Consider the following 25,360-nt stretch of genomic DNA (forward strand, 5'->3'; position numbering starts at 1 on the left):
GCCTATTTATTCTTATCCTATAAGCTATCTCTCTAATTAAAGAGAGATAGTTTTTTTCTTATTACTACTCATTAAGCTGAATGGGTAATGGGCTTTGTAATTGTTGCAGATTATCGCATAGCCAAATTAACTGTAATAAAGCTTGTGGATCTCGTGTCGTTAATGTCAGATAACGAGCTAATTGGTTGGCAATTAATGTCATTCCTAAATCGTCAGCAGTATGCTTGCTTATCTCTAACTGCTCTTTTTGCATTTCAGAAAGCAATGCTCTCCCAGTACATGCCTGGGCTTCTAATACTGACAAAATAGGGCGACAGAATTTTTGTGCCAAGGTCGGCTCACTGTGATGCATCGCCGTTTGTTGTTTACGTTTAGCCATATATTCTTGAATACGACTAATAAACTCAGACTGTTTTTTCTTACGCGGAAATTGGTCAAAATCGAGATAAAACAGTTCAATGCCTTTTGTCGTTTTAAGCCAAATGGTCGTTGGCAATAAATCCATATTTAAATCACGTCGAACAGGCTGTACCGTGACTGCAACTATCTCTAATTCTCGTTTAGTGAGATAACGTAATTCTTCCAGATTATTTTGCATCGTTCCTTCCCAATAAAGACGTAAGAAGGCTGAATTGTCATGATTATCTGAAACATCCCAAATAACGCACTGCTCTATTTCATACCAAATTAATGGCTTATAGCTTTTGATATGTAAGACGAGAGGCGAAAGAAATCCTTCAGGTTGATTAGCAAAATAGTCCGGCAACGCTTGCCAATTGTTGATCCCTAATTCAGTTTGTAGATTTTGGTAATCCGTAATATCAAGAAAATCAGTTTGGCTTTGTGCAAAACTTTCGCCAATAGTCGCCAGTTTTCCTTCATCAGAAATACGAGGCTCTTGTAATAAAAAAGGGCGGCGCATTAACTTATCGGATGTTTGTTTCCATAACGATAAACTATTCCAAACACTATAACGGTTAAACAGAGTATCAAGTTGATTAGGGCGTGCTTGTGTCGCTTGTAAGAGCTGCTTCTCTTTTCTATCCCAAAAGGTAAAGGTTGCTCCTAATGCACCACTTTGTGCTGTCCACCAGTTTGCACCAATTGGAATAAGCGAGAGACTCGTTTTTTTATCGTCATATTGACGACGAAGTTGTCCTCGTAATACTTTTAACTGTTCAGGTGTCGCATTGGATAATTGGAATAGATAGGCTGAAATATGAGCTAATAAGCGCAAGACATTGCTTTCATCCATAGTGAAATGTCTTTCTGCTAATAGTTTGACTTGGGTGCTTAATGTTCGTAAATAAGACGCTAAACGAGGTAAACCCTCTGCTCGAGCCGACATATTCAATAAGTGCAACTGTGTGGCACTGCTTAAGCTGATATGTGATAACCCTTGGCGTAAGAGATCATAAATAAACTGTTCAATGGTTGTTATTAACGCTGACTCTTCATCATTAAGAGGGCGTTTTGAAGATTGCACAATGATTAAATCTTCAGGCCAAACCCAAGGTTGAGCATGTTGTTCAAATATTTTAGCCACAATAGCAAGGTGGAATGCTTTTTTCTGTGAGTCAGAAAAAGGCGATAACATGCCATCGTAACCACTACCTTGTAAGAAAATAACCGGCTCTTCAACATCAGGGAGTTGAATTTTTAACTGTGTCCCTGTGTCTTCTAAATTTAATGTTGTCGTTTCCCACTGCTCAACTAATTTAATGGCCGCACGACAGGCTGATTTTCCGGCTTTTTTGATTAAGACTTCCGGCTCAAGAGCAAATAGCGTGGGTAACAGAGGGGCGATTTCAACCTGTTCAGTAATGGCTTCTGATGATGCTTCACCACTCTTATCGTTATTTGAATTATCAGCACTATTATTGGCTTGTAGCCATAAAACGGCAGCTAAAATATGTTTACAACAACCTGATGCCGAACAATCACAACTGGCTTGTTGGATCCCCGCTTCATGTAAAACAACATTTTGTCCATCACTACTAAACTGCCCTGTATTGGCATCAGTGAGTGAAACTTTTTCGTTATCAACATCTTTTTTTGCGCGTCTTAATAATCCTGCATTAGCAAATACAGTGAGCGCATCTTCATCGTAATGAAAGTAAACAGTTTGCCAACTCATTGCATTACCTCTGCCAACCATTGTGCGAAATGTTCAGGTGTTAACGCTGCAACTTGCATGCCTCTGTCTGCAAGTTTTTGTGCAATTGCAGAGTCATAAACAGGTTGAGCCTCATCATCAAGAGCCGCAAGCCCTAATAATTTAACTTGTTGGCTATTAAGGCGCTGTGTGCAATCTAATAAGCGATTTAAGGAGCCACCTTCTTCAAAGTCACTAATAAGTGAAATAACCGTACGTTTAGGATTTTTAACTAAGCTTTCGCAATATTGCATTGCACCTGCAATATCCGTACCGCCCCCTAATTGTACCGTCATTAAAACTTCAACGGGATCGTCTGCTAAGTGCGATAAATCGACAACTTGGGTATCAAAAACCACTAAAGAGACATTAACAGCAGGTAATGAAGCTAAAATACTAGCGCAAACAGCGGCATACATAATTGAGCTAGACATTGACGCACTTTGGTCAACACAAAGAATAACATCCCATGGAAAGTGCTGTTGCATCCGTGAGTTAAAATAAGGTGTTTCAATAACTAAACGACGATTTTGGGTATCGTAATGTTTTAAGTTTGCAGCGATGGTTGCGCGCCAATCAAAGTTGCGACTGTTAGGCACCAAAGAGCGTCTAAAGCGATTACGACGTCCCGTTAATGATTGGCGAAAGTTATTGCGAATTTGACGTAAAATATCATCAACCACTTGACGAATAATGGTTTTAACCGCATCTCGTGTTTCTTCACTCATTCGCCCACGTAAGCTTAATAATGTTTTAGCTAACGCTTTTGTTGGCTCCATCGCTTTTAACGTATTGGGATCTTTAAGAAAGCTACTAATTTGGTAGCGTTCAATTGCCTGTGATTGCATACGTTCAAATGTGCTATTAGGGAATAGCTTACGTGCTTGATTAAGCCAGTTCACCGCGGTGAGTTGAGAGGCATCGAGTGATCCATGACGTCCTCGTTCTTGGCGTAATCCTCGGCGTTGATATTCTCGGCGATAGAGAAAATCGAGCGTGCGCTCCACTTTTAAATCATCAGCATTAAAAGTAGCTTGCCCTAGAGCATCATCAGCATATTGCCCTAAAATCAGGCGCCAGCGTTTTGCTTGTTTTATTTTATCTTCAGGCATATCGTCATTATGCTGACTCATGAGTCGTATCTCCTTTCTCTATTTTCTTAGCATCAAACCAAGAAAGCATGCCTTGTTCCATTATTCGCTGTTGTAATTTTTGATTGAGTTTAGTGGCTTCAAGCATCTGTTTAGCACTAAATTCTGACTGCCACAAAGACAACGCTTGAGTATCTAAGCCAATATCATTGGCAATATATTGTGCAAGCTCTGCATTTTGTTTGGGATTAAGTTGGCTAAAGGCAAAACGCAGATCAGGTAAGATCTGAATAAATCGTTCTTCATCCCATTGCTGTAACAAGGTATTTAAGTGATCGACTAATAACGGTAAGCGAATAACTAGCTCTGGTGCAGTTCGCATCATCCCGACAAAATAACCAATGGCATGTTCGGGAGAACTGCCTGTGCTAAAGGTCGTATTTAGCGCGGTGACCAACGTATTTTCGTCAATATATGAACCTAAATAACGTAATGCATCTACCGCACCTTTTAATAAAGGCACGGTATCTAATTGACCATCAAGACGATTGAGTTGCTGATAGAAATCACTTTTATAATCATGCTGATTATTGAGTGATGGCATAAATTCAATCAATTCACGCAAAGAGAGTAGAGCTTGTAAATTGCTTTCTTGTTGTTGCTCATCACCTTGAGCCAGTTGTTCTAAACAAAAGAAAGCTTGAGGAATAACTTGATGTAGGCGATTTTCAAGTGAAAGCTCATCCGTAATATCAAGATATTGGCGACCTCGCCATAAATGGATCAGTTTATGTCCACATTGAGTGAGTGACTCAAGACGAAAATCTTGCTGAATATAGCTATCTAACAGTTTAAAGAGTGATGGTATGCGCTGGTGAAGCCCAATTAATGCTGCTTGGATTAATAACGTGACTGCACTTTGGCTTGAACGGCTTTGCCCTTGTTCTTCAAGCTGTTTTTCCATTGATAACAGTTTACTTAGGGCGATGGCTTCAAGTTGAGAGCCTTTCTCTGATAATGAAATCAGCTCGCCTTCCACATTGGGTGTCCAAGCGTATTGCCACTCTTCAAATAGCAGATCTAATTGATGACCAGAAAGAAAATCAGGGCCATTTACACGGTGTGCAAAATGGATCTCTAAGAAAGCCAATAAATGTAAAAAGCGACTTCTTAAGCGATGTTGCGGGTTACGGTAAACATCACATTTAGTGGTTTTTGCTAATGTATCATCCAGTTTGAAACGAAAAGCTTTAGCTCGTTCATAGGTTTCATTAACTAAAGGAGGCGTTGCTGTACCTAATGGAATTTTACCTAAGAGATAGCCTGAAAAGCAGGTTTTAATTTCAGTCCATAACTCGCTTTGGCTGTCATCTAAACTGCCCTTAATAAAGGCACTTTGTAAACCATCGAGTAAATCATAGCGACCTGTACCTGCATGATCTCTTAGTAAAGCGAGGCGTAAACTCTGCTCTGCTGCGAGTTTTACCGCTAAATAACTGGGTGGATTATCAAACTGTTTTTCTCTAATCGCTTGAGCCACAGAGCTTAGAAAAGCAATCCCCATTTTATTGCGATAAACTTGAGTTGGTTGTTTTGCCGCATCATTATTCTCTAATTTATCATGATGTTGTTGCATCAAACTTTGCCAGGCTTGTTGATAAAATGCGGGAGAAGGCATGCCTGAAGCATAACCATTAAGTTCATCTAATCTGTCAAAACTGTAGCGAATAAGCCAAGCTTGTTCATTTTCACCCATTTTTTGCATTTTAGTGAATTGCTTTTGTTCTGTGCTAGAAATGGCGAAAGATTGAGATTGAGATTGTGAATGTGCTAGACCTTCAATTAATGCAAGGGTATGGAATCCCCCTGTGACGATTAAAATTTTGGCATTGGGCTCTTGCTGTTTGATGGCTTGAATATGAGTGAGCATATGTGCTTCACGTTGTGAAGAGCCTTCAGATCCAAGCACTTCAGGTTCATAATCAAGTCGTGCTAGTGCGCACCAAATAAAGGTGTCATTAAACAGTGTTTGCCAATCCGCTAAGGCTTCAATATTGCGTAATTCAAAAAGATGCTCCCAAACATCATCATGATCACGACAGTGGCATTTTTTGGCTAATTGCGCGATAAACTGGCTATGTGCTAAATAACGTTCTTTTTGTAAGCTACGACTCTGTGAATCACTATATTCTTCGTTATTAACTTGTGCAGCCCAAGGTAAATCGATAAAACGTGTTTTGGCATTGATGCGCAAACCACCCCGCAAAGCTTGCCATTCAGGCGAATATTCACAAAATGGAAAATAGGCAGAGTGCAGTGATTTCTCACGATCTTCTTGGTTTCCATCATTATGCAAATACTCTGCTTGTCCCATAATCGCAACAGGAGGCAGGGTATCTTTATCTGTTAGGCTAGGAATAAGCGAATTAAAAGTATCTGGGCCTTCAATTAAAATATAATCAGGTTTTACAGAATCAATTAATGATAAAACTGCATAAGCACAAGCAGGGCTATGGTGGCGTACAGGGGCAAAATAGAGATGTTGTTGCTGTAACGACGTCCATTTCAGTCGTGCTTGGTCAATTCTTTCTGGTAAAGGTATTGAAGGTAGCGTCACCGTGTCGATCCCTTTTCTGGGTGAAAAGGCAGAGTGAGTTAACTCTGCCTTTAATAGATAAATAACGTATTTTAATGCGTAGCCACGAGTCTTAGCGTTTTATTGCCAAAACTCTTTTGATGCATCAAAGAAAGCTTTCCACTCTTTACTGTTTCTTGCTCTCTCTCTGGCTACGTTGTCCATGTAATAACGAATACGTTTGATATCATCAGCATTGTCTTTTAATACAACACCAATTAGTTGGCGGGCAATTGCACCCGCATTCATCACACCATCACCTAAATAATGTGCTTCTAAAGCACAAGCATAAGCAATGTTCACGGCTTCTGCGGTTGACATAACCGCATCAGGTGTTTTGATATTGCCACCATCTTTCGTATTACCTGAACGCAACTCTTGGAATGTTGTGACCAGTAATTCCACAACATCTACGGGTACAGTGACTTCATTTGCTAAAGAGCCTAATTCATTTTCAAGCTGTGATTGGATTAAGCTAATTTCAAATGCAGGATCACGAATAGGTTTCACGGTTTCAAAGTTAAAACGGCGCTTTAATGCAGCTGACATTTCATGAACACCGCGATCACGTAAGTTTGCTGTACCAATAAGGTTAAATCCCGGTTTTGCACTAATACGTGCACCATCACCCATTTCAGGGATCATCAATTGTTTCTCTGACATCAAGGAAACCAGCACATCCTGAATTTCAGGCGGGCAACGGGTTATCTCTTCAAAGCGAACAATTTTACCTTGCAACATACCTTGATAAAGTGGTGATCCCACTAAAGCGCGTTCTGTTGGGCCTTCTGCTAATAGCAATGCATAGTTCCAAGAATACTTAATATGATCTTCTGTTGTGCCAGCCGTGCCTTGGATAGTTAATCCTGAATCACCACTGATGGCAGCAGCAAAAAGCTCTGAGAGCATTGATTTTGCTGTACCAGGTTCACCAACCAGCATTAAACCTTGTTTACCCAATAATGTGACAATTGCACGATCAACCAATGCATCATCGCCGAAAAACTTAGGTGTGATGCCTAATGCATCATCACCTAAAATAAATTGGCGTACAGCACGAGGAGAGCGAAGCCATCCTTGTGGTTTAGGATTATTAGCATCAGCTTTTGTTAAACGCTCTAGCTCTTGAGCAAATCGAACCTCAGCGCTTTCCCTAATTGCTTGTTGATCTGCGGGTGCTTTTTTAGCCATATTTTTTCCTAATTATCCCTATTCTTTACCAAGGTGTTTTCTTTTCCCATTCAGGATCAAATCCTGCACAAGCTTCAGCGACTTTTAGATAATCAGCATAGCTTTCTGCTAATAGAATGGGTGGTACATCTTTTAGCTCAACATTATTACGATCCCAGTAATCTTGCTGATTTTTTTCAAAGCTCAAATCAAATAAGACCGCTGGAATGTTTTCTTCTGGAACATAGCTACCACTGAAACCGATATTTACATAGTAGTTTAAACTAGAGAAGAATTTGTAATAGTGAGAGAACGAACCACCATCTTCAGCTGGTCCACGTTGATAGCCCATTTTGGTTAAAATGCCACGTAGTGTGAAGGTATCAGTGATCCAACCTTTTCTATCTTCAATCTCAGTCAGTTTTAGATCTAACTCAGGGATTTTATGTTCCATTTGTGAGAACAAGAATTTCACTTTGTAATCTTTGAAATGAGCCATCCATGCCTTACGTTCATCTTCATTAACCAATGCTGCGTGAGCAAGCTGGATCAACGAATCGTTTTGTAAAGTCACTTCATCATCTTCTAGATCAAGCAATGCACCGTCATCAGAAGGACGGAATGTATTGATAACCTTGCCATCTTTCACTTCTTGCCAAACCAGTTGTTCAATCAGTTTATGCATGATTGGGTGAGCTAAGATATATTCTTGCCAATCTGCGCTTAACCACTGACGTTGAGCACACATGGCTTCATATAAACGCACACTTTGTAGCTCAATAACTTGTTTAAGTTCTTTTTTACTTGAAGTGAAGAGTTTTTTCGCTTCTTTGATAAGCTCTGCATCGTCATTTTTACGCGCAGCAGGTAAGGCTTTAACTTCTTTACCTTCAGGATTAAACAAGACCAGTTTTTGTTTTGCATCCATCTTCGCGGTAAAGATACGCTCACCATATTCCAGTACTAATGTACCAGTATCATCAAAGCCAGCGGTTGGAATGGTTCTATCTGCTAATTCATCTGCACTCCAGCCATTACGCTCAGCAATTTGCGTGACTAAATTACGGGCTTTTTCTTGTACAGACGCGGTGCGATAGCGACGTGATAATGAAAGAAGAAGCTGGATGATAATAGGATCATTGCTTGATGCTACCGCATCAATCATGGCTTCAATTTGCGCACGGCGCTGATAGTGATCACGCATATAGTTACGTAATACAGATACTGCAACATGGCCTTCAATACCGCAAACCAGGGCAAGCATACCTTTATCACTAATGGCAGAGCCTAAATAACGACGTAGCACCTCGTTTTTAATCTCTTCAATCACTTGCTCTAAAGTATAGGTTTCATATTTAGCATAATATTCAGGATAACGTTTAGCCCAATCTTTGTATTGCGTTAAGCGAGAAGGGGCATTTTTTCGCGCTTCTAACATAGCTTCTTCAAGTGTTGGCCCTTTAATATCCTGAGCCACGAAGGTATGCAGAATAAAGCTTGAAAGTTTATGTTGGCTATCGGTAGAAAGTAGTCCGATATAACGTTGTAATAACGCGTTTCCTCCTGGCATTTTTAGTTTTACTGCCAGAATAATCCACCAACGAATAATCGCTGGATCAACTGCTTTTTTGTTTTCCCACGTTAATGCAGGAATAGCATCAAAGTTAAACCAAGCAAGGCTTGCAGGTGCTTTGGCTTTAAGACCTTTTTCAGCTTCAGCCAATAGAGTTTTTGGTGATAAATAACTTGAGATATCTTCACCAAGTTGCTCTAACGCTGTTAATAAAGAGGCTCGTACTACTTCGCGTTTCTCTTTTTTCAATAAGGCATTCAATGCAGGTAATGATTCTGGGTTTTTTAAACGTGCCAACCACTCAATAGCGGTAACGCGAATTTCTTGTTTCGCAGAAGATAAACCTTCTTGAGCACTTGTATGAATATTTGGTAGTGTCTCAAGTAAATTCTGCGCTGAAACGCGGTGCATTTTATTTTCACCCAATGCCAGTTCCATAATTCGAGGCACGAATTGTGCTGGAATGGTAGGGAAACGACCTAATACTTTAATGCCTTGTGAAATTTCAAACTGGCGATAGCGACGCTCGCTTTGACTTGGCATTAAATTCAGAGCTTCAGCGATATAATCTGGATGTTGAGAGAAGAAAGGCCAAATTTGCTCTGGTCTACGGAAGCGTTTTAAACCATCTTCATAAGATTCTAAACATAATGCAGCAGTCAGGCGGGTTGCATTTTTAAAGTTGCAACGTTGCAGCACGTCTTCAAGATGACGTAATTCAATATCACTAAACAAGCGTTCAGGAATTTCGCCATTAAAATAATGAGAGGAGAAGTGATCGGCATGTTGGCGATTATTAACTATCACACGTACAGCATGAAATAGAGTATATTCAGGTAAATTTAAAACACGATTTTTATGTTTAATGATTTGAATTTCATTTGACTGAATAGAGCCTTGTCCACTATTCAGTTTATCTACTATTGCACGACACTGTTTTTCATCAATTTTAGATAAATCTTTTAAATGGCGTTGTGCCCAATTATAAGTGTGTTTAGCCGTTTTATTTTCTTCAATTTCACGTTCAGCATTTTCTTTGGCTTTGATCAAGATCTCATTGAAGTTATTGACCATCATATCGCGAACGCTATCAGGTAATGGCGTGTCTTCTAATGGCGTAAAATCAGGAGTCTCAATGGCCTCTACTGTATTGGCATTTTCTGCAACATTAAAACGTAGTAGGGCGCTTTCAATACTCTTCATTACCGCTTTTGAGGTTTCATGTTTTAACGCTTCTTCTAGTACATCACGGTTTTCACCTTGGCGTGCAAATAAATCTGCTGCTTGAGTACGTTGTTTTGGCGTACCATTCATTAAAACATGGGTAAGATTTTGTTTAACAATTTCAGGCGGTAAGGTGACTAAAATTGGTTCTGCGGCTTTTTTAACGGTTTTTAAACTGCTGGTGGCAAGTAAAACGATAATATCTGCAAAGGTGTCGCGTAATACGGTATTCTTATTTAAGTAATTAATCAGTTCCACTAAGCCGTTAGCTGAAAGTTTTTCAATTAATTCTTTTCGGATAAATTCTTGATGCGTCATTAAATAATCAGAGAGATCATCTAATTCATAAATACGTTTAAGATTAGTGGCATAGTATTCAGAAATGTCTTTTCTATCAAACACAGCAAATAAGGCATTTTCACCCGCAATATTCGCTTCTTGTTCGACCATATTGGCAATAAATGCCATATTCCAATGTTTACGGTGTTCTAAGTTTAAATTACGCGCATTTTCATAGGTGTTATAAAATACGTCAATAAGCAGATAAAGCACCCAAGATGGCACTTCTTTGGTTGTTATTTTGATATTGATATCTTGGCAAGCCGCAGCCAACACTTTTCCGTAACGAGCCACTTGTTCTGCTGAAAAGCCATCACCGACTTTAGAATAGAGTTTGTGTCGAGCATTTAGCCCTTGCGTGATAATTTTACTGTATTTCCCTGTATTTACGCCATGTGCATACCACCACTCTAACGTACCGGGTTTATCAAAGTAAACAGCCGCTTTTGAAGCATCCAGCTTATTTAATTCAAAAAGCACTTCAGGGTTTTCACCTGTAAGGACATAATTTAATGCACGTTTAGGTAATCCTTCATCGAATACAGCAAGTAATACGAGGGATTCTTGGAGGTGTTTTTCAGTAATTGCGACGTCTTTTTTCCCAAAAATTGGAAAAATGTCTAAGATTTTTTTTATCACGCCAGTTCCTTAAGCTATGTATGGATAAACAGTTTTTTTTACCATGAAACAGCGTAACGAACAATTTGATTATCACTATCATAAATAAAGATAAGAGGCGCTATTGGGTAAATTTATAGAGATAAACACTAAATAAAGTTACTAATCTTTATTAATGTTCAACTTCTCCTTATATAAAAGGATATATCAGGAAAAAGTGCTGAAAATGAAGAAGTAATAATAAAGGCATTTTTTGTGGAATTTAAAAAGATTAAGAATTGTCTGTTTAGCAAAATAAGCGTTAACACTTAGCTAAATTGATTAAAAATTAACAGCAAAAAATGAGACCAATTGTAAGAGAAAATCCCGTACCTTTTACTCAGTGCGGGATCAATTTATTATTTTGTCGTTTGACGAGAAAAAGAGAGTAGCAATGAACCTAGACTACAAATCAGTAAAGTAATCGCTAAACTTTGACCCCATCCCGCAAGAGCAAGCCCGCCACCAATTAATAGATAGTAGAATAAACCTAATAATGCCCCCGCAGTGCCTAAACGATCTTTATATTGTGCTAATGCTGTGGCTAATATATTTGGAATAGCAATGCCATAAGCCACAACACTGGTCATCATTGGAATAACAAAGCTAATGTGATTACGTAATAAATAAACACCGACTGCACTTATCAACGCAATAAAACTCGCGAGTAATACTAAGTTTTCACATTGCCAATGCTGGTTTAATAAGGCTTTATTAATATAAGAACCTATGCCCACACCTATTGCTAACACAATACCACTATAGCCAAAAGTACTTGCGCTATGACCTTGATTATCAAACATAAAAGGAGCCAATTGATAATAAGCAAATAGGCTGATATTAAAAAAGGCAATTAATAATACTGTTTTAGCAATTTGCTTATCCTTAAGCATGTTTATTGCAGTTTCTCCTAACGGTGCTGTTTTTACTGTTTCAGGGCGACTTTCAGGTAAAGCAAAAGTACTCCATAACAGTAAAATCATAGCAAGGAGGGCAAGGCCACTAAATACACCTTGATAACCAGCATAACTCACTAATAATGAACCAGTTAGCATTCCAATTGCTGGGCTTAGAGCGATAGCTGCCCCCATAACAGAGAAAACTTTAGCCAGTTCATCACCACTGTACACATCACGCATAATGGTTTGTGTGCCGACTGAGCCTACCGCAGCACCAAAAGCAGAGAGCATGCGCAGCCCAAGTAATACAGAAAAGTCGTTGGTCATAAAAACGCCAATGCAAGCAATAGCATAAATAAACAACCCAGCTAACATTGTCGGACGACGGCCAATGACATCACATAATCGACCCCATATAATGACGCCCAATGCAAACGCAAAGAAATAGAGCGAAAGTGTTTGTCCAGCCTCGTTTGCACTGACATGAAAGCCGTTTGCAATATCAGTAAGTGCTGGGCTATAAATGGTTTCTGCAATTTGTGGAAACATCATTAACGCAATTGCTAACCATAAAGAGAGTTTTTTGTTCATCTTTTTTATCCTACATCCTTAAATCTTGATGAACAGAATACAGAGATAATGAATGTCTTGTTATATATATAAAGACATATTATATTTCAAATAGGACAATTGATGGCTTGGCTTAATCAATACGACCACTTTGTGCCAGAAGAGCATCTTGCATCAGTCGTTGGTATTGCAGCAGAAATGGGAAAGCACGACTCAGGATTTCATTCTCATGATAGAGGGCAGTTATTATTTACGCAGTCAGGATGTATGCGAATTACTTTGGCTTCCCGCGTTTCTGTATTACCTCCCATGAGGATTGCGTGGATCCCCCCAAGAGTTGAGCATCGAGTCGAAATGTATGCCTCTGTTGGATATCGTTCAGTTTATATTAGTGAAGAATTTCATGATAATTTTCCAATTGAGAGTGAAATATTAACAATTTCACCTCTTTTACGAGAAATATTAGAGCGAATTTCCATTGCTGATTTTGATACTCAATGGGAAGAAGGGCGCTATGCTAATTTATTGGCAGTTTTCTTTGATGAAATCACTCAGGCACCGCGACAACCCAATCATTTATTTATGCCTAAAGATAGACGGCTAAGTCGTTTATCCTTTGATGATTTACCGCCAGCATTACAAGAAATGGCAAAGTTCGTGGGGGCGAGTGAAAAAACGATCACACGCTTATTTTACAAAGAAACAGGATTGAGCTATCAACAATGGCGCCAACAATGGCGGTTAATGAAAGCCATTGAGTTGTTAGCTACCCATCATCGCTATATTGATATTAGCCAGATATTAGGATTTGCCAGTGATAGTGCCTTTATTACCTTTTTTAAAAAAATGACAGGGCAAACTCCGCAAGAATATTTAAAAAGCTGATTAGATTTTATTGATAATTTTAAAACATAAAGCCCCGATTTAAACGGGGCTTAGCAAGATAAATAATTAATAAAATTCAATTATTTCTTTTTAATTTCACTTTTGAAATCGCGCTCATCATAACCAGTATAAAGCTGACGAGGACGCGCAATTTTCAGACCATCTTCGTGCATTTCATTCCAGTGAGCAATCCAACCAATTGTACGTGCAATAGCAAAAATAACCGTAAACATATTGGATGGGATACCTAACGCTTTAAGGATAATACCAGAGTAGAAGTCAACGTTAGGATACAGTTTTTTCTCAATAAAATACGGGTCGTTTAGGGCAATACGTTCTAATTCCATTGCCACTTCAAGTAAGCTGTCATTGAGGTTTAATTCTTTTAACACTTCATGACAGGTTTCACGCATTACTGTTGCACGAGGATCGTAGTTTTTGTAAACACGGTGACCAAAGCCCATTAAACGGAAGGAGTCATTTTTATCTTTTGCACGTTTAATAAATTCAGGAATGTGTTCAACCGTTTTGATCTCTTCCAGCATACGCAGACAAGCTTCGTTAGCACCACCGTGAGCTGGTCCCCAAAGTGACGCGATCCCTGCTGCGATACAGGCAAATGGGTTTGCACCAGAAGAGCCCGCAGTACGTACAGTCGAGGTTGATGCATTTTGCTCGTGATCTGCGTGAAGGATGAAAATTCTATCCATTGCACGTTCAAGTACTGGATTAACAACATACTCTTCGCATGGTGTTGCAAACATCATATGCAAGAAGTTACCTGCATAGGAGAGGTCATTTTTTGGATAAACAAAAGGTTGGCCAATCGAGTATTTGTAACACATCGCTGCCACTGTTGGCATTTTTGATAGTAGGCGATAAGCCGTGATATCACGGTGAACTGGATTACTGACATCCAATGCATCGTGATAGAACGCAGCTAAAGCCCCTGTAACACCACACAGTACGGCCATTGGGTGTGAGTCACGACGGAACCCATTGAACAGTCGGGTAATTTGTTCATGGATCATGGTGTGACGAGTTACTGTGGTTTTAAAATTATCGTATTGCTCCTGTGTCGGTGCTTCACCGTACAGCAGGATATAACAGACTTCCAAGTATGTTGATTCAGTCGCTAATTGCCCGATAGGGAAACCACGGTGAAGTAAGATACCGTTATCACCATCAATAAAAGTGATTTTTGACTCACAAGAGGCGGTTGAGGTAAAGCCGGGATCATAGGTGTAATAACCTTTGGAGCCGAGAGTACGAATATCAATAACTTTGGAACCGAGTGTAGGGGATAGAACGTCCAAGTCTACAGATGTTTCAGCAATCGTTAGCTTAGCTTTGTTATCAGCCATTTATAATCTCCTTAGCGCTTATATGTCTCCTAACAATATCGAGGGCATCTTCATAAAGATGTACTTCAATAGTGAAACTATAGTTGATGTAAGGTACCCAGCCGAGTTTTATTTAGTGCCCGTAATGTCTAGGTCTATAGTGTGTCACTTATGTTAAGGAGCTTTTGATGTTATGTTTTTTTAGGTGCTTTTTTATGCAATGCACTTAGAATTAGTACTGCTATCACTTTTACATAAGTTTGAGGTTTCTGGAAGCGTGTTTGCGCACAAAAAAAACATAAACATTAAAATAATGCAGTAAATGTAATAAAAATGTTGTGCATGTGTCAAAAATGATAATCATTTTTGCATCGGATGTATTAAATAGTGATCCCTCTCACTGTTCGAGGCAAATGTCGGGCACACAAGTTGTGTGGTAATTGTAATAAGTTTGTGAAGCACTTATACTGCGCGCAGGTCTCCGGAACCGTTGTTGTATGGAGAACCAGCGTAACGAATCCACACTTTTTGTAAAATAGACGGATTTAACATTTTACTTAAAATGTGCCTTTGTACCCCATTCGCTGTTTGATTTCCATCCAGGTCCGGAGGAAGGAAAAATTATAAAAGCTGTGTGGGCATAAATTGTGAAAAAACAAAGACCTGTCAATCTGGATTTACAGACGATACAGTTTCCACTCCCTGCTATCGCATCGATCTTACATCGTGTCTCTGGGGTTATCATGTTAGTCGCAGTTGGCATCTTACTGTGGTTACTTGGCACCTCTCTCTCCTCTCCTGAAGGTTTTCAGCAAGCTGCTGAAATTATGACTGGCTTCTTCGCGAAATTTATTTTGTGGGGCATCCTAACGGCATTGGCATATCACATTTGTGGTGGTATTCGTCATATGTTAATGGACTTCGGCTTTATTGATGAAACCTTGATTGTGGGTCGCAACTCCGCGGCTGCATCAATGGTTATTACCGTTATTTTATCAATATTGGCGGGGGTATTAGTATGGTAAGTAATTCTTCTACTTTAGGCCGTACTGGCATACAGGATTGGTTATTCCTTCGTGCCTCAGCCATTATTATCGTTTTATATGTTCTTTATCTTGTGGGATTTATTGCTACAACAGAAATAACCTATGAGGTATGGCGTGGGTTCTTTAGCTCATCCTTAACCAAAGTGTTCACCATCTTGACCTTGCTTTCTATTCTTATTCACGCATGGATCGGAATGTGGCAAGTGTTAACGGACTATATTAAACCGCTGGCATTACGCCTGACTTTACAACTGATTATTGTTGTGGCGCTGTTGGTTTATCTTATTTATGGAACAATTGTGGTGTGGGGTGTGTAATGAATCTGCCAGTAAGAGAGTTTGATGCCGTTGTTATTGGTGCAGGTGGTGCTGGTATGCGTGCCGCTTTACAGATTTCTCAAATGGGTCTGTCTTGTGCACTGATTTCTAAAGTTTTTCCTACTCGTTCTCATACTGTTTCTGCTCAAGGTGGTATTACAGTTGCATTGGGTAATACCCATGAGGATAACTGGGAATGGCACATGTACGATACGGTAAAAGGTTCCGACTATATTGGTGACCAAGACGCTATCGAATATATGTGTAAAACCGGCCCTGAAGCAATTTTAGAGCTAGAACATATGGGACTCCCATTTTCTCGCCTAGATGATGGTCGTATTTATCAGCGTCCATTTGGTGGTCAGTCAAAAAACTTTGGTGGTGAACAAGCTGCACGTACAGCTGCTGCCGCTGACCGTACTGGGCATGCATTGTTGCATACCCTTTATCAGCAAAATTTAAAGAATCACACAACCATCTTTTCAGAGTGGTATTCACTGGATTTAGTGAAAAACCAAGATGGCGATATCGTTGGTTGTACTGCAATTTGCATCGAAACGGGTGAAGTCGTTTATTTCAAAGCAAACGCTACGATTTTAGCTACTGGCGGTGCAGGTCGTATTTACCAGTCAACTACAAATGCGCATATCAACACAGGTGATGGTGTGGGTATGGCAGTTCGCGCAGGTGTACCTCTGCAAGATATGGAAATGTGGCAATTCCACCCAACGGGTATTGCGGGTGCGGGCGTATTAGTGACTGAAGGTTGTCGTGGTGAAGGCGGATATCTGTTAAATAAAGACGGTGAACGCTTTATGGAACGTTACGCACCGAACGCCAAAGACCTTGCCGGCCGCGATGTGGTTGCGCGTTCTATTATGATCGAAATTCGTGAAGGTCGTGGTTGTGATGGTCCTTGGGGGCCTCATGCGAAATTAAAACTCGATCATCTGGGTAAAGAAGTTCTTGAATCTCGTTTACCAGGTATTCTTGATCTTTCTCGTACTTTCGCACACGTTGACCCAGTTAAAGAACCAATTCCTGTTATACCTACTTGTCACTATATGATGGGGGGTATTCCAACAAAAGTAACGGGTCAAGCTATTCGTGTGAACGAGAAGGGCGAAGATGTCGTTATTCCTGGATTGTTCGCAGTAGGTGAAATTGCTTGTGTATCTGTTCATGGTGCAAACCGCTTAGGTGGTAACTCACTGTTAGACCTCGTTGTATTTGGTCGTTCAGCAGGAGTTCACTTAAAAGAGTCACTGATGGAACAAGGTACAATGCGTGATGCGAGCGATTCTGATGTTGAAGCCGCATTAACTCGCTTAAATCGCTGGGAAAACAACCGCTCTGGTGAAGATCCAGTTGAAATCCGTAAAGCGTTGCAATCTTGTATGCAACATAACTTCTCGGTATTCCGTGAAGGCGATGCAATGGCAAAAGGCTTAGAAGAACTGAAAGTTATTCGTGAGCGCTTACAAAATGCACGACTGGATGATAATTCAAGTGAATTTAATACACAGCGTATTGAATGCTTAGAATTAGATAACCTGATGGAAACTGCTTATGCCACTGCGGTATCTGCAAACTTCCGTACAGAAAGCCGTGGAGCTCATAGCCGTTTCGATTTCCCAGAACGTGATGATGCGAACTGGTTATGCCATACATTATATCAACCGCAAACCGAAACAATGACACGACGTGAAGTCAATATGCAGCCAAAACTGCGTGAAGCCTTCCCACCAAAAGTGCGTACATATTAATTAGCGGTGTTATTGAAGTTGCGGAGACTTAAATATGAAACTTGAATTTTCGATTTATCGTTACAATCCCGACGTTGATAATGCGCCGCATATGCAAGATTACACCCTCGAAGTTCCTGAAGGGCGTGACATGATGTTGTTGGATGCATTAATTCAATTAAAGGAAAAAGATCCTACCTTATCGTTCCGTCGCTCTTGTCGTGAAGGTGTTTGCGGCTCTGATGGCGTGAACATGAATGGTAAAAATGGTTTGGCTTGTATCACACCTATTTCATCTTTACAGAAAGGAAGTAAGAAAATTGTGATCAGACCGTTACCCGGTTTACCAGTAATTCGTGATTTAATAGTGGATATGACTCAGTTCTATACACAGTATGAGAAAATTCGTCCGTATTTAATTAATAATGGCAAGAATCCTCCTGCTCGTGAGAACTTACAGTCACCAGAACAGCGTGAAAAGCTTGATGGACTTTATGATTGTATCCTTTGTGCTTGTTGTTCAACCTCTTGCCCGTCATTCTGGTGGAATCCAGATAAGTTTATCGGGCCTGCTGGATTGTTAGCGGCTTATCGTTTCTTGATTGATAGTCGTGATACAGAAACTGAATCTCGTCTTGATGATCTTAACGATGCGTTCAGCGTGTTCCGTTGTCATGGCATCATGAACTGTGTCAGCGTATGTCCTAAAGGACTTAATCCAACAAAAGCGATTGGTCATATTAAGTCAATGTTGTTAAAACGTAGTGCATAAAATAATAACCGCCCTAAAATAGTTAGGGCGGTTAATGGAAAAACTAAATTAGACGTTTGCGGTAAAAATAGTAAGGCACCTTTAAACACTGTAAGACAGTGCTTAAAGGTTCCTTGAGAGCTAAAGCTCCATATTTAAAGAACCTGCGAGATAGCGGGTCATAAGAGAACCTTGCAATCGACACCGTTTAATCACGGTATTAGTTATCCACGGCGAACTAAAGCTGTATAGCTTAAGGGATCATAATGCAGAACGGCGCAATGAAGGACTGGCTAGAATCAACTTTTCTAGCAGGAGAGAATCAGTCTTACATAGAAGATATCTATGAAGATTACCTAACTGACCCAAACTCTGTTGACGAAAGTTGGAGAGAGATTTTTCAACAACTGCCCGCAAGTCAAGGCATAGAACAGTCGCATTCTCAAACCCGCGACTACTTCAGACGCCTCGCAAAAGAATCCACTCGATATCATACCTCGGTAAGCGATCCGGCAATGGACTCAAAACAAGTTAAAGTTTTGCAGCTCATTAATGCCTTCCGTTTTCGTGGTCATCAAAACGCTAATCTCGACCCACTTGGTTTATGGAAACAAGAATCTGTTCCAGATTTAGATCCTGCTTTCCATAATCTAACTAAAGAAGATTTTGAAGAAACTTTCAACGTCGGTTCTTTTGCTATCGGCAAAGAAACGATGAAATTAGGTGATTTATATGAAGCACTGAAACGCATTTACTGTGGTTCAATCGGTGCTGAATATATGCATATCACTAATACTGAAGAAAAACGCTGGTTACAACAACGTTTAGAATCAGTGAATGTTGCAGACCAATTCACTAAAGAAGAAAAGTTACGCTTCCTGACAGAGCTAACAGCAGCTGAAGGTTTAGAGCGCTATTTAGGTGCGAAATTCCCGGGTGCAAAACGCTTCTCTTTAGAAGGTGGTGATGCATTAGTTCCGATGTTAAAAGATTTAATTCGCCATGCAGGCAAACAAGACACTCGTGAAGTGGTTCTTGGTATGGCGCACCGTGGACGTTTAAACGTTCTGGTTAATATCCTAGGTAAAAAACCAGCTGATTTATTTGATGAATTTGCGGGTATTCATAAAGAGCATTTGGGAACGGGTGACGTCAAATATCACCAAGGTTTCTCATCTGATTTTGCGACTGAAGGAGCGCAAGTTCACCTTGCATTAGCTTTTAACCCGTCTCACCTAGAGATTGTTAGCCCTGTTGTTATCGGTTCTGTTCGTGCTCGTCGTGATCGTTTAGATGAAGCGCGTAGTAATATGGTTCTTCCTATCACTATTCATGGTGATGCTGCTGTGACTGGTCAAGGTGTTGTGCAAGAAACCCTGAACATGTCTCAAGCACGTGGCTATGAAGTAGGCGGTACAGTTCGTATTGTTATCAATAACCAAGTTGGTTTTACGACTTCAAATCCAAAAGATGCCCGTTCAACACAATACTGTACTGATATTGTGAAAATGGTTCAGGCACCAATTTTCCACGTTAATGCAGATGATCCTGAAGCAGTCGCTTTTGTAACTCGCTTAGCATTGGATTTCCGTAATACCTTTAAACGCGATGTGATGATTGATCTCGTTTGTTACCGTCGTCATGGTCACAACGAAGCGGATGAGCCAAATGCGACTCAGCCTCTGATGTATCAAAAAATCAAAAAACACCCAACTCCACGTAAAATTTATGCGGATAAACTGGTTGCACAATCATTGCTTGATGCCAATGATGTTACTGAGCTGGTTAATCTCTATCGCGATGCACTTGATCGTGGTGATTGTGTTGTTGAAGAATACCGCCCAATGGGTCTGCATTCTTACACATGGGAACCGTATTTAAATCACGAATGGAATGAAGAGTATCCACATAAAGTAGAGAAAACGCGTTTACAAGATTTAGCGCGCCGTGTGAGTACCGTTCCTTCAGAAATCGTGATGCAGTCTCGAGTTGAGAAAATTTATGCTGACCGTGCTGTTATGGCAGAAGGTGAGAAACTACTCGACTGGGGTGCAGCAGAAACATTAGCGTATGCGACTTTAGTTGACCAAGGTATCACCATTCGTCTTTCTGGTGAAGATGCGGGACGTGGTACATTCTTCCATCGTCATGCCGTTATTCATAATCAAACAAATGGCTCTGTTTATGTACCATTAGCCAATGTTCATAATGCTCAAGGACAATTTAATGTCTGGGACTCTGTATTAACAGAAGAAGCAGTACTTGCATTTGAATATGGCTATGCCACAACGGAACCTCGTGGTTTAACGATTTGGGAAGCACAATTTGGTGACTTCGCAAACGTTGCTCAAGTGGTTATCGACCAATTTATTAGCTCTGGTGAGCAAAAATGGGGTCGTATGTGTGGTTTAGTCATGCTGTTACCACATGGTTATGAAGGTCAAGGCCCTGAGCACTCCTCTGCACGTTTAGAACGTTATCTGCAACTGTGTGCAGAACAAAATATGCAGGTTTGTGTGCCATCAACTCCGGCTCAGGTTTACCATATGTTACGCCGTCAAGCGTTACGTGGTATGCGTCGCCCACTTATCGTAATGTCACCAAAATCACTGTTACGTCATCCATTAGCGGTTTCTGCATTGGATGAATTAGCAAATGGTAAATTCTTACCTGTCATTGGTGAAATTGATGATTTAAAACCTGCTGATGTGAAACGTGTTGTGATGTGTTCCGGTAAGGTTTACTACGATTTATTAGAACAGCGTCGTGCTAATGAGCAAAACAACGTTGCCATTATTCGTATTGAACAACTGTATCCATTCCCTCACGAAGATATTGCGCAAATTCTCGCACCTTATGCTCATGTAAAAGAGTTTATTTGGTGTCAAGAAGAGCCTCTGAATCAAGGTGCTTGGTACTGTAGTCAGCATAACTTCCGTGATGCTATTCCTACAGGCGCAACATTACGTTATGCAGGACGTCCTGCATCAGCCTCTCCAGCAGTTGGTTATACTTCTGTTCATCAGGAGCAACAAAAAGCTCTGGTTGAAGACGCACTGAAAGTTGAATAAATAAGGATAGAAAATGAGTAGTGTAGATATTCTAGTACCGGATCTCCCTGAATCAGTTGCTGACGCATCGGTCGCAACTTGGCATAAAAAACCTGGTGATAGCATTCAACGCGATGAAGTGCTGGTTGAAATCGAAACAGATAAAGTTGTTTTAGAAGTCCCTGCAAGTGAAGCAGGTGTTTTAGAAAGTATTCTTGAAGAAGAAGGCGCTACTGTTGGTTCACGCCAATTACTAGGCCGTATTCGTTTAGGTGATAGCACTGGCATTCCAGCTGATGTGAAACCTGCTCAAGATAGCACTCCAGCACAGCGTCAAAGTGCTGATATTGCTGAAAAAGGCAATAATGATGCATTAAGTCCAACAGCGCGCCGCTTAGTGGCTGAACACGATATTAACCCTGCTGATGTGAAAGGTAGTGGTGTGGGTGGACGTTTAACTCGCCAAGATATCGAAGGCCATGTTGCGAATAAATCAACGGCACAACCGGTAGCAGAAGTTCCTCAAGCACTGTTATCTCACCGTAGCGAAAAACGTGTACCAATGACACGTTTACGTAAACGAGTAGCAGAGCGCTTGTTAGAAGCGAAAAATACCACTGCAATGTTGACAACGTTTAACGAAATCAACATGCAACCAATCAAAGATTTGCGTGCCCAGTATGGTGAAGCATTCGAAAAACGCCACGGTGTACGTTTAGGCTTTATGTCTTTCTATATTAAAGCGGTTGTTGAAGCGCTGAAACGCTATCCAGAAGTCAATGCATCTATCGATGGTACTGATGTGGTTTATCACAACTATTTCGATATCAGTATTGCAGTATCAACACCGCGTGGTCTGGTAACACCAGTATTACGTGATGCGGATGCAATGAGCATGGCGGATATTGAGAAAAACATCAAAGCGTTAGCTGTAAAAGGTCGTGACGGTAAGTTAACTGTTGAAGACTTAACAGGTGGTAACTTCACTATCACAAATGGCGGTGTTTTCGGTTCATTAATGTCAACTCCAATTATCAACCCACCACAAAGTGCCATTTTAGGGATGCATGCAATTAAAGATCGTCCAATGGCAGTAGATGGTCAGGTTGTTATTCTACCAATGATGTATCTGGCTCTGTCTTATGACCACCGTTTAATTGATGGTCGTGAGTCTGTCGGTTTCTTAGTAACCGTTAAAGAGATGCTAGAAGATCCAGCTCGTTTATTACTGGATGTATAGGTAATAAATATCGCTTTTAGGCAGGAGATGCTCCTCCTGCCTACTTAGCAACAGACACAAGCATCAAAGAAGTACAGTGTGTTCGTGAAGCCAGATTTCTCTGGCTTATAGTCAAAAAAATAAGAAAGCCCGACTTTCAACAAGATTATGGATAGAACATCATGAATTTACACGAGTATCAGGCAAAACAGCTTTTCACACGGTATGGATTACCAGCACCTGCTGGTTTCGCCTGCTCCACGCCGCGCGAGGCAGAAGAAGCTGCATCAAAAATCGGTCAGGGCCCTTGGGTCGTGAAATGTCAGGTTCACGCGGGTGGACGTGGTAAAGCGGGCGGCGTAAAAGTCGTTAAATCTAAAGAAGAGATCCGCGCATTTGCTGAACAATGGTTAGGCAAACGTTTAGTCACTTATCAAACAGACGCTAATGGTCAGCCTGTTACACAGATTTTAGTTGAAGCCGCAACTGATATTGCTAAAGAGCTTTATCTTGGTGCGGTTGTTGACCGTGGTACCCGTCGCGTTGTCTTTATGGCCTCAACAGAAGGCGGCGTTGAAATTGAGAAAGTGGCAGAAGAAACGCCAGAACTTATTCATCGCGCCATTATTGATCCACTGACAGGCCCTATGCCTTATCAGGGAAGAGAATTAGCATTTAAACTGGGTTTAAAAGGCAAGCAAGTTAGTCAATTTGCTAAAATCTTTATGGGATTAGCCTCTATTTTCTTAGAGCGCGACCTTGCTTTAATCGAAATTAACCCACTGGTTATTACTAAAGAAGACGATTTGATTTGTCTTGATGGTAAATTAGGCGTAGATAGCAACGCGTTGTATCGTCAACCAGAAATGCGTGAAATGCACGATCCTTCACAAGAAGATCCTCGTGAAGCACAAGCTGCACAATGGGAACTGAACTACGTTGCATTAGATGGCAACATTGGCTGTATGGTCAATGGTGCAGGTTTAGCGATGGGTACAATGGATATCGTTAAACTTCACGGTGGCGAGCCTGCAAACTTCCTCGATGTAGGTGGTGGTGCAACAAAAGAGCGCGTAACTGAAGCATTTAAGATTATTTTGTCAGATGAAAATGTCAGTGCTGTATTAGTCAACATTTTCGGCGGTATTGTTCGTTGTGACTTAATCGCAGACGGTATTATTGGCGCAGTTGAAGAAGTTGGCGTTAATGTTCCTGTGGTTGTTCGTCTTGAAGGAAACAATGCAGAGTTAGGCACTAAGAAATTAGCAGATAGTGGATTAAATATTATCGCTGCTAAAAGCTTAACTGATGCCGCGAAACAAGTTGTTGCAGCAGCGGAGGCAAAATAATGTCTATTTTAATCGATAAGAATACCAAAGTAATTTGCCAAGGCTTCACGGGTAGCCAAGGAACATTCCACTCTGAGCAAGCCATTGCTTATGGTACGCAAATGGTCGGTGGTGTAACACCGGGTAAAGGCGGTACTACGCACTTAGGTTTACCTGTATTTAATACAGTACGTGAAGCTGTTGAAGCAACAGGTGCAACTGCGACAGTTATTTATGTACCTGCACCATTTTGTAAAGATTCAATCCTAGAAGCGATTGATGCAGGCATCAAACTAATTATTACTATTACTGAAGGTATTCCTACGCTGGATATGCTGACTGTTAAAGTTAAATTAGATGAAGCTGGCGTACGTATGATTGGCCCTAACTGCCCGGGTGTTATCACGCCAGGTGAATGTAAGATTGGTATTATGCCAGGACACATCCACTTACCAGGCAAAGTAGGTATTGTATCTCGCTCAGGTACATTAACTTATGAAGCGGTTAAGCAAACAACGGACGTTGGCTTAGGCCAATCAACCTGTGTTGGTATTGGTGGTGACCCAATTCCGGGTTCTAACTTTATTGATATTCTGAAGCTATTCCAAGAAGATCCACAAACTGAAGCGATTGTGATGATCGGTGAAATTGGGGGCACCGCAGAAGAAGAAGCTGCTGCTTATATCAAAGATCACGTCACTAAGCCGGTTGTTGGCTATATCGCTGGTGTAACAGCGCCTAAAGGTAAACGTATGGGACATGCGGGTGCCATTATTGCTGGTGGTAAAGGTACTGCGGATGAGAAATTTGCAGCCCTTGAAGCGGCTGGTGTTAAAACAGTCCGCAGCTTAGCTGATATCGGCGAAGCAATTAAATCACTGATCAAGTAAGTAACAATTCTGTTAATAATTTCAGATTGATACTATTTTAAATGCCAGTTTTCTAAAAAGAAGCTGGCATTTTTTATTTCTAGTTTCATTTAATAGTCATATCAATAGCTGATATTGTAATTAACGCATCAATATCCTACCTAAATTTACGCTAATAAATTGTTTTATATTGTCTTTTTCTTAAATTGATCTGTATTCAAAACATCATTTTTCTATTTATTTACTTTCTTGTAGAGCCTAAAAATAATGATATAAACCATAAATAAATCTCCTGAATTGTTAAAAATAATATTTTAAATACGTGTTTTGAGTGAAAAAGAGTGTCGTTAGAAAAAATGAACACTTGTTTCATGTTGTTTTCAATATAAGTGCTTCTATAAATATCGTAATAATTAGCTTTAATTTTATACAAGGATCACGCTGTAAGACTGATTTTTGCTAAGAAAATAGACTTTTAAACATGTTAATGAATG

The 25,360-nt window shown here is 40.4% G+C and carries 16 protein-coding genes; 9 read left to right on the plus strand and 7 right to left on the minus strand.

Going from position 1 to position 25,360, the window contains the following annotated elements; all coding sequences use genetic code 11:
- Positions 1-64 precede the first annotated feature (64 nt).
- The 6 genes from F1325_RS05160 to F1325_RS05185 all read right to left on the minus strand — a co-directional run bounded on the left by F1325_RS05160 (position 65) and on the right by F1325_RS05185 (position 12,334).
- Complete coding sequence (locus F1325_RS05160; protein ID WP_109373942.1) at positions 65-2,137, minus strand: SWIM zinc finger family protein; 2,073 nt, start codon at positions 2,135-2,137, stop codon at positions 65-67.
- The gene (locus F1325_RS05165; protein ID WP_160230070.1) at positions 2,134-3,288 is read right to left on the minus strand and encodes a VWA domain-containing protein; all 1,155 of its coding nucleotides are present in this window, start codon (positions 3,286-3,288) and stop codon (positions 2,134-2,136) included. The genes F1325_RS05160 and F1325_RS05165 overlap by 4 nt, the downstream gene beginning before the upstream one ends.
- Entirely contained in the window at positions 3,275-5,863 is a 2,589-nt protein-coding gene (locus F1325_RS05170; RefSeq protein WP_160230071.1) for a DUF5682 family protein, read from the minus strand. The genes F1325_RS05165 and F1325_RS05170 overlap by 14 nt, the downstream gene beginning before the upstream one ends.
- Before the next feature lie 99 nt (positions 5,864-5,962).
- Entirely contained in the window at positions 5,963-7,072 is a 1,110-nt protein-coding gene (locus F1325_RS05175) for an ATP-binding protein (protein WP_160230072.1), read from the minus strand.
- A 25-nt stretch (positions 7,073-7,097) separates the two neighbouring features.
- Positions 7,098-10,826 carry a DUF4132 domain-containing protein gene (locus tag F1325_RS05180; RefSeq protein ID WP_160230073.1) on the minus strand — a complete coding sequence of 1,243 codons (3,729 nt, stop codon included), beginning with the start codon at positions 10,824-10,826 and terminating at the stop codon, positions 7,098-7,100.
- Between the two features lie 377 nt (positions 10,827-11,203).
- Positions 11,204-12,334, minus strand: coding sequence for a multidrug effflux MFS transporter (locus F1325_RS05185; RefSeq protein ID WP_160230074.1), 1,131 nt, complete (start codon positions 12,332-12,334; stop codon positions 11,204-11,206).
- 102 nt (positions 12,335-12,436) lie between these two features.
- Here F1325_RS05185 and F1325_RS05190 point away from each other — a divergent pair, with 102 nt between their 5' ends.
- Complete coding sequence (locus tag F1325_RS05190) at positions 12,437-13,198, plus strand: AraC family transcriptional regulator (RefSeq protein ID WP_109373948.1); 762 nt, start codon at positions 12,437-12,439, stop codon at positions 13,196-13,198.
- A gap of 80 nt (positions 13,199-13,278) precedes the next feature.
- Here the strand turns inward: F1325_RS05190 and F1325_RS05195 are convergent, their stop codons facing one another.
- Complete coding sequence (locus tag F1325_RS05195; RefSeq protein ID WP_109373949.1) at positions 13,279-14,562, minus strand: citrate synthase; 1,284 nt, start codon at positions 14,560-14,562, stop codon at positions 13,279-13,281.
- A 623-nt stretch (positions 14,563-15,185) separates the two neighbouring features.
- Between F1325_RS05195 and sdhC the strand changes: the two genes are divergently transcribed.
- The 8 genes from sdhC (at position 15,186) to sucD (ending at position 24,887) form a co-directional block, all read left to right on the plus strand.
- Positions 15,186-15,566: a succinate dehydrogenase cytochrome b556 subunit gene (gene sdhC, locus F1325_RS05200; RefSeq protein WP_129586864.1), complete on the plus strand. Its 381-nt coding sequence runs from the start codon at positions 15,186-15,188 to the stop codon at positions 15,564-15,566.
- A complete protein-coding gene (gene sdhD, locus F1325_RS05205; protein ID WP_006537664.1) occupies positions 15,560-15,904 on the plus strand; it encodes a succinate dehydrogenase membrane anchor subunit in 345 nt (114 codons plus the stop codon). Before sdhC ends, sdhD begins: the two co-directional genes overlap by 7 nt.
- Positions 15,904-17,670 carry a succinate dehydrogenase flavoprotein subunit gene (gene sdhA, locus F1325_RS05210; protein WP_023581183.1) on the plus strand — a complete coding sequence of 589 codons (1,767 nt, stop codon included), beginning with the start codon at positions 15,904-15,906 and terminating at the stop codon, positions 17,668-17,670. Before sdhD ends, sdhA begins: the two co-directional genes overlap by 1 nt.
- 34 nt (positions 17,671-17,704) lie before the next feature.
- Positions 17,705-18,421: a succinate dehydrogenase iron-sulfur subunit gene (locus tag F1325_RS05215; RefSeq protein WP_006537662.1), complete on the plus strand. Its 717-nt coding sequence runs from the start codon at positions 17,705-17,707 to the stop codon at positions 18,419-18,421.
- A gap of 245 nt (positions 18,422-18,666) precedes the next feature.
- Positions 18,667-21,471, plus strand: a complete 2,805-nt coding sequence (gene sucA, locus F1325_RS05220) for a 2-oxoglutarate dehydrogenase E1 component (protein WP_109373950.1) — start codon at positions 18,667-18,669, stop codon at positions 21,469-21,471.
- Positions 21,472-21,484: 13 nt separating this feature from the next.
- On the plus strand, positions 21,485-22,690 hold the full coding sequence (gene odhB / locus F1325_RS05225; RefSeq protein ID WP_023581185.1) for a 2-oxoglutarate dehydrogenase complex dihydrolipoyllysine-residue succinyltransferase: 1,206 nt from the start codon (positions 21,485-21,487) through the stop codon (positions 22,688-22,690).
- Positions 22,691-22,851: 161 nt separating this feature from the next.
- A complete protein-coding gene (gene sucC, locus F1325_RS05230) occupies positions 22,852-24,018 on the plus strand; it encodes an ADP-forming succinate--CoA ligase subunit beta (protein WP_075671649.1) in 1,167 nt (388 codons plus the stop codon).
- Positions 24,018-24,887 (plus strand): succinate--CoA ligase subunit alpha, encoded by an 870-nt coding sequence (gene sucD, locus F1325_RS05235; protein WP_006537657.1) that lies wholly within the window; start codon positions 24,018-24,020, stop codon positions 24,885-24,887. The genes sucC and sucD overlap by 1 nt, the downstream gene beginning before the upstream one ends.
- The last annotated feature ends 473 nt before the right edge of the window (positions 24,888-25,360 follow it).

The sequence above is a fragment of the Proteus columbae genome (assembly GCF_009914335.1).
In the GTDB taxonomy this organism is placed as follows: domain Bacteria; phylum Pseudomonadota; class Gammaproteobacteria; order Enterobacterales; family Enterobacteriaceae; genus Proteus.

Bases quoted from the DNA above. Each gene is read 5' to 3' on its own strand.
- F1325_RS05160 (WP_109373942.1), bottom strand. From the start codon at position 2,137: ATGAGTTGGCAAACTGTTTACTTTCATTACGATGAAGATGCGCTCACT.
- F1325_RS05165 (WP_160230070.1), bottom strand. From the start codon at position 3,288: ATGAGTCAGCATAATGACGATATGCCTGAAGATAAAATAAAACAAGCA.
- F1325_RS05175 (WP_160230072.1), bottom strand. From the start codon at position 7,072: ATGGCTAAAAAAGCACCCGCAGATCAACAAGCAATTAGGGAAAGCGCT.
- F1325_RS05185 (WP_160230074.1), bottom strand. From the start codon at position 12,334: ATGAACAAAAAACTCTCTTTATGGTTAGCAATTGCGTTAATGATGTTT.
- F1325_RS05190 (WP_109373948.1), top strand. From the start codon at position 12,437: ATGGCTTGGCTTAATCAATACGACCACTTTGTGCCAGAAGAGCATCTT.
- F1325_RS05195 (WP_109373949.1), bottom strand. From the start codon at position 14,562: ATGGCTGATAACAAAGCTAAGCTAACGATTGCTGAAACATCTGTAGAC.
- sdhD (WP_006537664.1), top strand. From the start codon at position 15,560: ATGGTAAGTAATTCTTCTACTTTAGGCCGTACTGGCATACAGGATTGG.
- sdhA (WP_023581183.1), top strand. From the start codon at position 15,904: ATGAATCTGCCAGTAAGAGAGTTTGATGCCGTTGTTATTGGTGCAGGT.
- F1325_RS05215 (WP_006537662.1), top strand. From the start codon at position 17,705: ATGAAACTTGAATTTTCGATTTATCGTTACAATCCCGACGTTGATAAT.
- sucA (WP_109373950.1), top strand. From the start codon at position 18,667: ATGCAGAACGGCGCAATGAAGGACTGGCTAGAATCAACTTTTCTAGCA.
- odhB (WP_023581185.1), top strand. From the start codon at position 21,485: ATGAGTAGTGTAGATATTCTAGTACCGGATCTCCCTGAATCAGTTGCT.
- sucC (WP_075671649.1), top strand. From the start codon at position 22,852: ATGAATTTACACGAGTATCAGGCAAAACAGCTTTTCACACGGTATGGA.
- sucD (WP_006537657.1), top strand. From the start codon at position 24,018: ATGTCTATTTTAATCGATAAGAATACCAAAGTAATTTGCCAAGGCTTC.